The organism is Microbacterium sp. HJ5 (assembly GCF_054824025.1).
The window spans coordinates 1-12,447 of record NZ_JSYE01000014.1; the positions used below are offsets into that span (position 1 = coordinate 1).

Genomic DNA, 12,447 nt, shown 5'->3' on the forward strand with positions numbered 1-12,447 from the left:
TTACGAATTCGTTACACAGTGGACAAACGGACGCGGACACTCAGCACGATCCCCAGCGCGAGGGCGATGACGGACAGCGCGGCGTTGAGCCACAGCGAGACGCGGAGCGCTCGGACTTCATCTGCGCGCGCCACCGTTGTTCACCCGAAAGGCCAGACGAGCGGGACGAGGAACACGGCGACGAGCACGAAGAGGATGGCGAGTGGCAGTCCGAGCCTCCAGTAGTCGCCGAATTTGTACCCGCCTGGCTCCATCACCATGAGGTTCGCCGGGGTGGCAACAGGCGTGAGGAACGATGCGGCTCCTACGACGGTGAGTGCCATCATGAATGGCTGAACCGACAGCCCGAGCGTGCTGGCGATGGCGACCGCGACGGGTGCGACGATCAATACCGTCGCGGTATTGCTGATGAGCTGGCCGAGGACGAGTGTCAGGACGCACGTGGCAAGGAGCGCCGCGTGAGGGCCGGCAGCACCCACCAGGGTCAGCACCCACCCGGCTACGAGGTCGGCGGTGCCCGTCTCGATGAAAGCGGTGGACAGCGGAATCATGCCAGCCACGAGGACGACGGTCGTCCAGGAGATGGCGTGATAAGCCTGCGTCACGCCGACCGCGCGGGACAGCACGAGCGCGCATGCCGCAAGAAGCGCCGCGACGGCAGGAGGAACGGCTCCAGTGGCGAGGAGGAGGACCATCGCGGCGAGGATGATGAGGGACCGCTTGGCGCCACGGCCCAGAGGCACGGAGCGCCGGATGCGCTCAGGCTCGTCCACGACGAGCACGTCCGGGGAGTCGGTGTGCCGGGAGAGGTCCTCCCAGGTGCCCTGGAGAAGGAGGGAATCGCCGGCCTGCAACGTGAACTCCTGGCCCCGCAGCTGGTCGTCGCCTCTACGGGCCGCGAGTACGACCAGGTCTCCGCTGGGCGTCGTCATGCCCGGGCACAACCGCTTGCCGATCAGCGGCGAGCGGGGCGCAATGACCACCTCGGTGACCCCGTTGACGGGACCGAGCAGCACTCCGGTGTCCAAGGTCAGCGCGTATTGCGTGCGAAGGAGCCGGGCGTGCCGTGCAAGGTCGACGGGCATCATCGCACCCGTGCGCCTAGGGAGCAGTGACCTGCCGAAGAGGAGGACCACGATGACGGTTCCCGCCAGCAGCGGCACGCCGACGACGGCGAACTCGAAGAAGCCGAACGCCCTGCCGCCGTTGTCGGCCGCGAATTCCGACACGATGATGTTCACGGGCGTGCCCGTCAGCAGCAGCAGTGAGCCGGCGTGGGCGGCGAATGCGAGCGGCATGAGCAACAGCGACGAGGGGAGTCCCGCGCGCGCGGCGACGACGACCACCAGGGGCAGGAGGGCGGCGACGGCGCCGTTGACACTGATGAGTGCGGTCGTGGCCGCCACGAGGAGGCAAATCACCACCGTGAGGACGTCTCGGCGGCTGCCGGCTTTGCCGATGACCTTCTGTCCCGCCCACGCCGTGACACCGGACGCGTCCAGCGATTCGCTCACGATGAAGAGCGCGGCGATGAAGAGCACGGTCGGGTCGCCGAAGCCGGCGAGCGCCTGGGGGAGTGTGAGCACGCCTGTGAAGTAGAGCGCGAGGGACACCCCGATGGCGACGATTCCCAGAGGGATCCGGTTCGACACGAAGCCAGCGATGGCCAACATCAGGATCAGCAGCGTTGCGACGACGGGGTCCACGGGCATCACTGTAAGACAATGAGCGTTATTGCATCATCTTGATTGTGAAAGGCATTTCAATGTCAAGGCAATCCCTCGCCGGCGAGACCACGCGCGCGTCGTGGCTGCCCCTTATCGTGGTCGTGCTCACGCAGATCCAGGCATCGTTCGCCGTGAATGCGCTGACCGTCTCCATGGCGGGCATCACAACGGACTTGGACACGCCGGCCACCTCTGTGGGCACCGCTATCACGGCGGGGACATTCGCGATGGCGGCATTCATCCTGCTCGGCGCGAAGCTCGGCTCGCGGTTCGGCACGCGCGGAGTGTTCCAGATCGCCGTGGCAATCCACGCGGCGGCGATGGCAGGTGTCGCACTGAGCCTCAGCCCGGCCATGCTCTTCATCGCCCAAGCGTCATCCGGCGCTGTCATCGCTCTCATCGCGCCAGCGCTGACAGTGTTCATCGCCACGAACTATCACGGTGACCGCCAAGCCAAGGCGATCGGGCTTCTGGCAGCCGCCATCCCGTTGGCTGGCGTGCTGGCGCTTGTCATCGCCGGCTGGTTCGCCGAGACGATCGGCTGGCGGTGGTCCTTCGCTCTTATGGTGGCGCTGGGGGCGGTGAACCTTCTGCTGAGCTTCGGGATCCGCAAGGTCCCCGCCCAGAAGAACCTCTCCATCGACTGGACCGGTGCCCTCCTGGCCGCAGCGGCCATCGTCCTGCTGAGCTTCGGATTCTCAGGCCTCAACTCCTGGGGCATCTGGCTCGCCTCCGAGCAGGCGCCGTTCAGCATCCTCGGTGTGTCGCCCGCGCCGCTGCTCGTCGTCGCGGGGCTCATCGTCGGTCAGGTGTTCTTCGTGTGGGTCTCCACGCGTCAGCGGAACCATCGTCCGCGCATCTTCGACCTGCGGGTGCTCGCAACCCGCAGCGAGCTCGCCATCACGGCCTGCATGGCGATCATGCTGTTCGTCGGCACCGCTGCGAACTTTCTGATTCCGCTCTACATGCAGGTCGTGCAGGGATTGTCGGGCATTCAGACGTCGTTCTCCATCATCCCGTACACCATTTCCATCTTCCTTGCCTCCACGTTCGTTGCGTACCTGTACAAGTACGCCACCCCGCGAGTGCTCGGGTCTGTCGGGTTCGTCGTGGTCGCGGCGGCGCTCACCCTCATCGCGTTCACGATCCGTGCCGACTGGGGGCAGTCCTTCATCGTGCTGGGGCTCGTGCTCTTGGGGCTCGGCCAAGGGGCGATCGTCGCGCTCGTCTTCACCACGCTCCTCTCCTCCGCGCCGAAGGAGCTTGCTGGCGACGTCGGGGCTTGGCGCGGCTTGGTCCACAACCTCTCCGGCTCGATAGGCATCGCCGTGGTGAGTGCGTTCGCCGTGGGCATGCTGGCCATCACCCTTCAGACTTCAGCCGAGGAGCACCCTGAGATCTCGTCGCAGCTGATCAGCGAAGTGAACTTCGACAACGCCGACTTCCTGACCAACAGTCAGGTGGAAGCGTTCCTCGAGTCGACGAGCGCCACATCGGCCGAAGCAGCCGCGGCCCTCGTCATCAACGAGGAGGCGCGGCTTCACGCCCTCAAGGTCTCTCTGCTGGGCTTGGCGGCATTGGCGCTGCTGGCGATCGTTCCCGCGACGCGCATGCCCGGGCGTATCGCCGGCGAGCTGCCCGAACGCGTCGAACCCGACGACAACGACGCGATCGACGAGACGCTGCCGCTGAATCCCACCATGCAGGACGAGTCCGCACCGACACCTGAGAAGAGGGCCCGATGACCCGCAACCCCGCAAAGCTCATCCCCGCGGACTTCCCCGCACTGCCTGGCCTCGACTTCCTGGAAGGGGTGAGGGTCATCTCGACGCCAGATGGAGGAGCCGAGGCGCTCGGGTTAGCGGTGTTCGAGGACGGCGACGTTCCCGGCCAGTTGGAGCTGTCACGCGAGGCGCTCACGCGAGCCGGCTTCGACCCCAAGGTCGGCAAGACCCTGGTTGTCCCCAGGCCGTCGGGGCCCGACCTCGTCGCCGTCGGTGCCGGCAAGCGCGCCGACCTGGACGCGACCGGCCTCCGGGACCTCGCTGCATCGTTCTCTCGCGCAACATCGCGTCGGGAACACGTCGAACTCGTCATCGACCACGAGTTCGCCGATCCCGCGGGGGCTTCCCAGGCTCTCACCGAGGGCGCGGTTCTCGCGCGGTACCGGTACACGCCGCTCAAGTCCGAGCGCAAGGACGTACCGCTGCGCACCCTCTCGCTCGGGCTCACTCGTGCCCTCGACGCGCATATCGCGAAAGGAGCCGCTGCGGGCCTCGTGTCTGCCCGAGCGGCGGTCATCGCGCGGGACCTGGCCAACACACCTCCGGGGCACCTCACCGCGACCGATATCGCTAACATCGCCGACCGGCTCGGACCGCGGTTCGGGTTCGACGTGGAGGTCTTCGATAGGAAGGCGCTCATCGAGCTCGGGTGCGGCGGCCTTTTGGGCGTCAACCAGGGCTCGGCCGAAGAGCCACGGATGGTGAAGCTCACATACCAGCCTCAGGGAGCTCCGTCAGCCCATCTCGGTCTGATCGGCAAGGGCATCATGTACGACTCTGGCGGCATCAGCCTCAAGCCATCCGACCCGATGCATCTGCTCATGAAGATGGACATGGGCGGGGCCGCCGCCGTACTAGGAGCATTTACAGCCCTGCGCGACGCGGAGGTCACCGCGAACGTGACCGGCTGGCTGATGTGCACCGACAACATGCCTTCCGGCACCTCCTACAAGCTCGGCGACGTGCTGGTCGCCCGCGGCGGCACAACCGTTGAGGTCAAGAACACCGACGCTGAAGGTCGCCTCGTCATGATGGATGCCATCGTCCTCGCCAACGAAGAGAAAGTGGATGCGATCATCGACATCGCCACGCTCACCGGCGCCGCGCTGATGGCGCTCGGCCCGTCGACGGCAGCGCTCTTCGGCAACGACGAGACCACCGTGCGCCTAGTGAAGGAGGCATCCGCCCTCACCGACGAGCCGGTCTGGGAGCTTCCGCTCGAGCAGAAATACCGGGCCCAGTTGGACTCGGCGGTCGCAGACATCTCCAATCTCGGAGGCAAGTACGCGGGCGCCACGACCGCCGCACTGTTCCTATCGCATTTCGTCGGCGAAACGCCCTGGGCGCACCTGGACATCGCCGGCACCATGCAGACCGAGAACGACGACTCGTGGAGGTCCGCAGGCGCCACAGGCTTCGGAGCGCGCCTGCTCCTGCAGGCAGCGAGCGCCTTTCGCCGCTGACGGCGGGTGGATGAGAGATCCTGGATCGGGGTCGCCTTTCGCGTAATGCGATCGGTCTCGAGCGATCTGGAGGGCAGGGAGTCCCGCGACTCCCCGTCACCCTGTTCGGCAACGAGTGACGGTCTGCGCCCCGGGGGATACGCAGACAGCGGCCCCGCCTACTGTGCACCGTGGGCGGGGCCGCTCCTCTCGCGTCGCCTCAGCCTTGGGGGACGGGAAACGCGACCTGGCTGATCCTCGTCTCGGTGAGAAAGTCCCAGCTCTCGACGACGACCTGATTGCCGTATACCTTCACACGAAGGCCGGTCGCGCTCGCGCTCGTGATGTTGGTCTCGCTGTAGTCGCCGGACGGGCCGTACACGTTCGCGAGCGCCCCCGTGTTGACCATCGGGATGCCGCGCACGCTGGCGGCGTTGGCGGCGCTGCCGCGGTAGTTCACGGCCCAGTCCTGCAGGTCGAGTCGCCAGTGCGTGTGCGAGACGAACGTGATCACGTTCGGATGCTTCAGCAGGAGCTGCTCGAAGGCGTCGCGAGAAGCACCGAAATCGTTCTTGTAGAACGTCGTGTAGCTGCCCGAAACGGAGTTCGCGAACAGGTGGTGGCTGAAAAGCAGGACCGGCTTGTCCTGCGCCGACCAGTAGTCGAGCCGGCTCTCGAGCCAGTCCAGCTGGGCCGCTGTGAACTCAGCGAACGGGGCGTTCCCGGTCTTCGCGACGTAGTCGTAGAACTCGACGCCGACGGTGATGAGCGGCACGCCGTCGACGATCCGCTCCTCCCACACGGTGTCCCTTCCGCGGCGCCCACGATCCCGCGCAGCTGCGCGGAATCGACCTGGCCGACGTCGACCGACTGATCCAAGCCGGAGCCGGTGCACTGAGACAGATCACGCTCGCACCAGAGCTCACCGGCGCGCTGGCAGCGGTCCACCGCTTCGCCGACAGCGGCATCGCCGTCGCCCTCGGACACACGTCGGCCGACGACGTCGTCGCGTCCGCTGCGTTCGTCGCGGGGGCGTCGATGCTGACACATGCCTTCAACGGAATGCGCGGCATCCACCATCGCGCGCCCGGTCCTGTCCTCGCCGCCGTGCGGTCGGCGGGTGTCACGCTGGAGGTCATCAACGACGGCGTGCACGTGCATCCCGACATCGTCCGTCTGGCCTTCGATCTGGCACCCGAGAGGGTCGCCCTGGTGACCGACGCCATGGCCGCGGCGGGAGGCGCCGATGGAACCTACGTGCTCGGATCCGTCGACGTGGTCGTGTCGGACGGGGTCGCGCGGCTCGCCGACGGCAGCTCCATCGCGGGGTCCACGCTCACCCAGGACCTCGCGCTCCGGCGGGCGGTCATGGACTGCGGCATCGCGATCGAGAGCGCCGTTACGGCGGTCACGTCGACGCCCGCTCGAGCCATCGGGCGCGCGGGCGACCTCGGGCGGTTCGAGGTGGGCTTCGCGGCCGATGCGGTACTGCTGACGGACGACCTGATCGTGACCGGAGTGTGGTCGATGGGATCACGCATCGTCTGATGCCGCCCGGTCGCCGGCAGGCACACAGTGAAGCGGCGCGCAGCCCCGGATGTGCTGCGCGCCGCTTCGGATCATGCGGTCAATCGCCGGTCCACGACTCGACTTCGTCCCACGATCGGGTCTCCGTCACCGGCTCGACCTCGTCGACCTGCACGAACGTCCCGTCGACGATCCTGAAGAGGGCGTCCGTGTCATTCTCCGCGTTCGCGGGGTAGGGGATGCCATCGGCGTAGACGCGCAGTGCCGAGGAGGCGTTGGCGTGGTAGACCCTCACGTACCCGCCCTCGATGTACTCCGCGCCGTCCAGCGCATTCGCCAACTGGTCGGAGTAATCGGTGCCGCGGATCGAGTGGCTCTGCACCGCGAATCCTTCGTGGTCGAGGAACTCCAGCCGCAGGAACTCCTCCTTGAAATTCCTGTCTGCCTGCCACGCGCCGCCCTGTGCCCGGTAGTAGCCGGGATTGTCGGGATCGATCGTGAGCGAGAGGACGAGACGACGCGTGCCATCCGAGTACGCGATTCCACGGGCGATCAGGCTGTGCCCGTGGTGTGCGGAGGTCGCGAGGCTGACCACGTCCCGCGTGCCGGTGTCGTTCACGACCGCCACCTTCGCCGGCGAGGCGGACACTCCCGTGGTGCTGAGCTTCGTGGTCACGCGGCCCGATTCGAAGCGCGCGGGCCCGCCTGCGGCGTTCGGGTCTGACACGAGGAGCGGGTCCACCTGCTCGGCGGTCAGGTTCTCCTGGTGGAGCGGGACGGCAACTGTCCCGCCGGGAACGACGTCGGCTGCGGGAACCACGTACGGCGCCACATCGTGATCGTGACGAGCGGGGAGCGCGTCGGTGAACGAGCGCCAGATCTCGGTCGCCAGCGCCGGATGCTGCGCGAGCTCATCACGCGTCTCCTGCGTGAGCGGGATGCCCCACTCTCGGAAGAACTGCGTCAGGTCGCGCTCGGCGACCTTCCCCGCCGTCCGGGCGAAGAGGTCGACCGAGGTGATCCGTGTGGGCGCCGGGGTGCCCAGTGCCTGTTCGACGCGCAGCTCTTGGAACAGGCGGGGATAGAACCCCGGCCCGAACGCCGAGCGGAGTTGCTCCCACATCGCCAGACGCGTGAAGTTGTCGTTGAGCTCCCCCTCGCCAGGGAAGTCGGCCTCTGTCGTGAAGTAGCTCCGCTCGTCCACTGGGCGGGCGAAGAACTTGGCGACGTCCGCACTGTTGAGCAGGCGCGGTGGGTTGCCTGCTCGCTCCCGCAGGAACGAAGCGCTGATGTTCACTGTCACCTCGCCATTGAGATTGGCGCCGCGAGGTGCGGTGACGTCGTCCCATCTGAGCCACGGGCTCTGGTACGTGTGCCCGATCTCGTGATCGGTCATCCACCGGTCGCTGTAGCGCAGGAGCTTTCGCGCGCCCTGGGTGCTGACGGGGAAGATCATGCGGTACTCGGTCGCCGCTGCGAGCGCAGTGGGACTGTCGTAGGTGTCCGGGGTCGTCATGTGCAGGAGATGGCCGCTCTTCGACGAGGCCCCGGTGGAGCCTCGTTCGAACCCGTAGACCTCCTCGGTGCCCTCCACTGCCGCGTCGATCTGCTCGAGGTAGAGCGTGGGCGATCCCGCCGCGCCGAGTGCGTCGACGTACGTGCTCCATCGAATGGTGGTGAGCGTCTTGTCGCTGACGAGCTCGACGAATCGCTCCGCCGCCAGTCCGCTGGTCTTGGTCGTCCACTCGTGGATGTCGGTCTCGCCGAGGGTGAAGGTAGGCAGATCGGCCTCGGTGTCGAGCGTCGCCAAGGCGTTCGTCGACGAAGACTTGTTGACGAGGTACACCGGGCCCGTCATGGGCGCCGTCACGCGCGCGCTGCCCACGGACAGTGGGACGCGCTGCAGCGCGCCGTTCTTCGCTCCGTCGTACAGGTCGTTGTATGCACCGTAGAGACCGAAGGCGAGCTCGACTTTCCCGGCTTCGCCGGCGGTGAGTTCGACGTCGAACACATCCCCCTCTTCTGCCCAGACGCCTGTGGGAGTCAGATCGCTGTGTGGGAAGCTCCGCAATTCGGCGGCTGCCCGCGCCTTCACGTCACCGTATGCGGGGGCGGTGACCTCGACGCCGCGCTCGGCTGCGTAGGCCGCCCCGACACCTCCGACGACCAGCCCGGCAGTCAGTCCGAAGACACCTGACGCGCGGATGATTCTGTGCATGTGGTTCCCTCCCGAGGCCGAGGCCGCGCGGAAAGCGGCCGATACGCATCCCTGACGACAGGGATGCGTATCGGCGCTCACGCTAGCGGAGGGGAACCGTGTTGCGTCTCACACGATTCTTGCGAAGCGGCGCACCGCGTGTGCGGCTATGCGCGTCGGCGAACGCTCGCGACCGCCGCGATTCCGAGCAGCAGAACCAGGCCGCCCGCGGCAGGGATCGTCCATGCGACACCGCCGCCCGTCTCGGCGAGCGTGGTCGCATGGCCCACCCGCTCTGTGGCCTCGCCCGCCGGCGTGCGCACCGCGCCGTGGCCGACGCGCTCGGGCTGCGGGCCGGCATCGGGAGCGGCATCCGCCTGATCCTCGCCTGGCTCGGGCGCGATCGCGCCGCCCTCGGGGATCTCCGGCGCGTCGGCCTCGGGCGAGCTCGGCGCGGACTCCGCGGGCACCTCCGGAGCATCCGGCTCGGGGGTCGGTGCGATGGGCGTGGTCATGTCGGGGGCCGGCGCGGCGGGGGCTCCGGCGTCGGGTGCGGGGGTGGGCGGAACCGTGCCGCTGCCGTTCCCGCCACCGGCAACCGTGTACTTGTATGTCGAGGTGAGCCGGATCCCGCTGACGTCGGCGGAGTTCCGGTAGCGCGTTCCCGTCGTCGCGTCGCTCGGTGTCGTGTCGTACGAGACCATGTAGCCGTACGAGGGATCGAAGGGTCCGGCGATCGTGATCGTGAATTCGGTGCCGGTGCTGTTCCAGCCGCCCGTGAAGGGCATGCTCGTCCAGTAGATCGACTCGGGCGTGCGGTACTTCACCCGGATCTTGCCGTCGGTGTTGTGGTGCTCCGCCAACGCCTGATCGGGGGCGGCGATCACATCGTGCACGACGACCTCGTCGAGTCCTGCGATGTGCGAGCCGCCGAAGAGCACCTGCCAGCAGAGGTTCCCCGCCCGCGTCTGGTAGGCACCCTTCGAGGGCTTCTGGTTGACCGGAGTCGGCTTGTCGACCACTGCGCCGATGCCCCCGCCCGGAACCTCGACGAGCACCTCATCGCCGGCCACCGCGAACGCGACGGCGCTGGCGGTCGTCGTCTTCTGCGCCGATGCGGTGAACCAGAACACGCCGCCGACCGACGTCCGGCCGTTCACGTAGTCGGTCAGGGTGCAGGTGAGCACCGATGGGGAGCCCGCGACGGTGCAGGTCGCCGCGGTCAGGCTCGGATCGTCGGCAGCGGGGAGCGTGATCGTGCCCGCGTACGCCTCGAGCTCGGCGGGCAGTGTCATGCCGAAGGTATCGCCCGCGCGGGCGCCATCCGGCACGGACCACGCGGCATCGACGCGGAGCTTGTCGCCCTTGATCACAGTGCTGTCGCCGTCCGTCGTCGACAGCGTGATCGACGACGGATCGATCGCCGACGGGTACGTGTACTCAGCGGCGGACGCCGCCTGGACCGGAGCGGCGGTGACGAGCAGCACGATCACGGCGGCCGGGACGGTCATCGCCATCGGGCGGCGACGGGCATCGCGAATTCGGGCGCGTTTCATGGAGGTTCCTTTCGAGGGCGCGCGTCAGCGCGGATGCGCGTCAGCGGCTCGGCACCAGCGCGTCTTCGGGTCTGAGTCGGATGGCCGCTGCTGGGCGGCTTGCTGATGCTCTGGAGATTGAGATATCGGACGCCGCTGTCCGTTACGCGGAAAGAGAGAGAAGTTCTCGCATCGACGATCACCGACATCGTGCGTGGTGCGGATTCGCGAAGCGTGAGTACGATGCCCCAACCGCGGCCGGCCGCATGGCCGGCGCGGCCCGCGACATCGGAGTCGGTGATGACAACGTGGTACTGGAGACCCCTTGTGGCGATGGCGATCGTCGCGACCGCGGTGGTGTCGGTGGGAAGCGAGGTCTCGGCCCGCCAGCGGGTCGTCGCCCGAGCGGCAGAGGCCGCTGCGGCCTCGGCGGTCGCCGACATGTCCGCCCGGTTCGATCGGGCAGCGACGGCGGCCGGCGCGGCGGTGCACGCGCACGACAGCGCACTGGAGGCTGCGCGCGCGGCGGTGGCGTCGACCGAGGGGAGGGTCCTTCCCGACGACGAACCGGCGCGGGAGCGATTGGCGGCCATCGTGGTTCTGGCGCACGTCGAGATGGCGCGCGACCTGATGGACGCCGTCGCGATGCGCAACGCCGCGATGCGCACGCCGCGGATCGTGCGGGCCATAGCGGACCCGGTCGAGCGGGCCTACGCCGCCGCACGGAGCGTGCCAGCGTCGCTCGACCCCGTCTCGCCGTGGCTGCTCGCCCAGGTGGCCGCCGTTCCCGAGGAGGCTGCCGAGATCGTCGGCCGATGGGATGCCGAGCAGGCCCGCCTCAAGGCGGAGGCCGAGCGCAGGGCCCGGGAGGCCGCCGAGCGGGCGGCGCGCGCCGCCCGGCAGCAGGCGGACGCGGCAGCGCGCGACGCGCGCAGCCCCAGTCCGCCCACCGCGGCAACCGGGTCACCCGCGCCACTCGCCGCGCCCCGGATCGACAGGACCGCCGAGATCGCCGCGCTCGTCCGCAGCCTCAGCGGCAGGACGGTGACCGTCGTCCTGGGCGGGGGTGGGATCTCAGCGGTGGTGCGCGAGGGGGGCACCCTGACCATTTCGCAGGCCGCCGTGGACGCCTGGCCTCGGTCGGATGTGCGAGCGCTCGTCGCGCACGAGGCCGCGCATCTCTACGCGTGGGCCCGGTGCGATCTCGCAGGGCTGGACGGCGAGCAGGTGGCGCAGGCGATCGCGGGCTACGCCTGGGGCTTCGACGTCGGCGTGCTGGTCTACGGCTGGCCCCCTCGCGCCGTGTACGACGCCCTGTCCGCGCAGGGCTGCGTCTGAGTCCCGGCCGCCGCCGGCCGGGTACGGATCACCGCCCGCTCCCACGCGGGGCGGCGCTCGCGAGCTCGCAGTCGAGGTAGCGGAAGAGCGCCAGCGCGACCCCGGCGTGACCGGGCGGGATGCCGATCAGGTCGATCGCCCGGGCGACAGCGCCGAGCACGCCCACGCTTCTGTGCGTGTGGTCCCGCTCTGGGTGCGCCTCGGCGTGCGCGGTCTCGACGATCCGTGCGAACTCGTGCGCTGTCGGAGCGAGACGGCCCGTGGGGGCTACTCGTCGCACGACGTCGTCCAGCGGGATCCGCGTCGCTCCCGCCGCGTCGACCGCGCCCCGCAGCAACCGGTGCAGATCCGGCGCGGAGTCGAGACGAGCGCCGCGGGGAAGACGGTCGCGGTCGATCGCGTCGAAGATGCGATCGCGCATCGTGGCCGACTCCGCCATGTCGGCGACGACCGGTGAAAGGTGGGCGTCCCGGAGCATCGGATCGGCAGAGCTGACGACCCCGGAATCCACCCAGCTCCATACGGCCTCCGCGGCCTGTGCGAAGGTCCAGCAGGCGTCCTGCGGCAGCGCACGGTCCATTCCCGACCAGCAGCAGGCGGTCGTGCGGCGGGGGACGGGGCGCAGCAGGAATCGGCACGTGAGGGATGCCGCCTCCACCGCCAGCAGAGCGGGTCGCGCGACGGCCGGCCCGATGGTCAGGATCGCGGCGGTGCGCGGCCCTGACGGCGAGATCTCGAGCCGTCGCACCCGCTCCCACGGAAGACGGCTCAGTGCCTCCGAGAGCCCCTCGACCGGCGAGGGGAGGTCGCGAAGATCGTCGACGGCGAGCGGAATGACGGTCACGTGGCTCTCCTGTCGGTCGGGTGCGGGGGTGTTCGGATCGGCAACTCTGCGGA

9 protein-coding genes are annotated in these 12,447 nt (G+C 68.6%); 4 read left to right on the plus strand and 5 right to left on the minus strand.

What is annotated here, in order from left to right:
- Positions 1 to 140 precede the first annotated feature (140 nt).
- Positions 141 to 1,706, minus strand: coding sequence for an SLC13 family permease (locus tag OB08_RS07890; RefSeq protein ID WP_461473858.1), 1,566 nt, complete (start codon positions 1,704 to 1,706; stop codon positions 141 to 143).
- Positions 1,707 to 1,822: 116 nt separating this feature from the next.
- Between OB08_RS07890 and OB08_RS07895 the strand changes: the two genes are divergently transcribed.
- Both OB08_RS07895 and OB08_RS07900 read left to right on the plus strand, forming a co-directional pair.
- Positions 1,823 to 3,472, plus strand: a complete 1,650-nt coding sequence (locus OB08_RS07895; protein WP_461473860.1) for an MFS transporter — start codon at positions 1,823 to 1,825, stop codon at positions 3,470 to 3,472.
- Positions 3,469 to 4,974, plus strand: a complete 1,506-nt coding sequence (locus OB08_RS07900) for a leucyl aminopeptidase (RefSeq protein WP_461473862.1) — start codon at positions 3,469 to 3,471, stop codon at positions 4,972 to 4,974. Before OB08_RS07895 ends, OB08_RS07900 begins: the two co-directional genes overlap by 4 nt.
- Before the next feature lie 199 nt (positions 4,975 to 5,173).
- On the opposite strand, the gene OB08_RS07905 is transcribed toward OB08_RS07900, so the two are convergent.
- A complete protein-coding gene (locus tag OB08_RS07905; RefSeq protein WP_461473864.1) occupies positions 5,174 to 5,755 on the minus strand; it encodes a hypothetical protein in 582 nt (193 codons plus the stop codon).
- Between the two features lie 92 nt (positions 5,756 to 5,847).
- Here OB08_RS07905 and OB08_RS07910 point away from each other — a divergent pair, with 92 nt between their 5' ends.
- Positions 5,848 to 6,501, plus strand: a complete 654-nt coding sequence (locus OB08_RS07910) for an amidohydrolase family protein (protein ID WP_461473946.1) — start codon at positions 5,848 to 5,850, stop codon at positions 6,499 to 6,501.
- A 79-nt stretch (positions 6,502 to 6,580) separates the two neighbouring features.
- Here OB08_RS07910 and OB08_RS07915 read toward each other — a convergent pair whose 3' ends face one another.
- A complete protein-coding gene (locus OB08_RS07915) occupies positions 6,581 to 8,698 on the minus strand; it encodes a M60 family metallopeptidase (protein ID WP_461473866.1) in 2,118 nt (705 codons plus the stop codon).
- Positions 8,699 to 8,844: 146 nt separating this feature from the next.
- Positions 8,845 to 10,233, minus strand: a complete 1,389-nt coding sequence (locus OB08_RS07920; protein WP_461473868.1) for an Ig-like domain-containing protein — start codon at positions 10,231 to 10,233, stop codon at positions 8,845 to 8,847.
- A 279-nt stretch (positions 10,234 to 10,512) separates the two neighbouring features.
- On the opposite strand from OB08_RS07920, the gene OB08_RS07925 reads away from it, so the two are divergent.
- Positions 10,513 to 11,550: a hypothetical protein gene (locus OB08_RS07925; protein WP_461473870.1), complete on the plus strand. Its 1,038-nt coding sequence runs from the start codon at positions 10,513 to 10,515 to the stop codon at positions 11,548 to 11,550.
- A gap of 28 nt (positions 11,551 to 11,578) precedes the next feature.
- Here OB08_RS07925 and OB08_RS07930 read toward each other — a convergent pair whose 3' ends face one another.
- A complete protein-coding gene (locus tag OB08_RS07930; protein ID WP_461473872.1) occupies positions 11,579 to 12,394 on the minus strand; it encodes a hypothetical protein in 816 nt (271 codons plus the stop codon).
- Between the last annotated feature and the right edge of the window lie 53 nt (positions 12,395 to 12,447).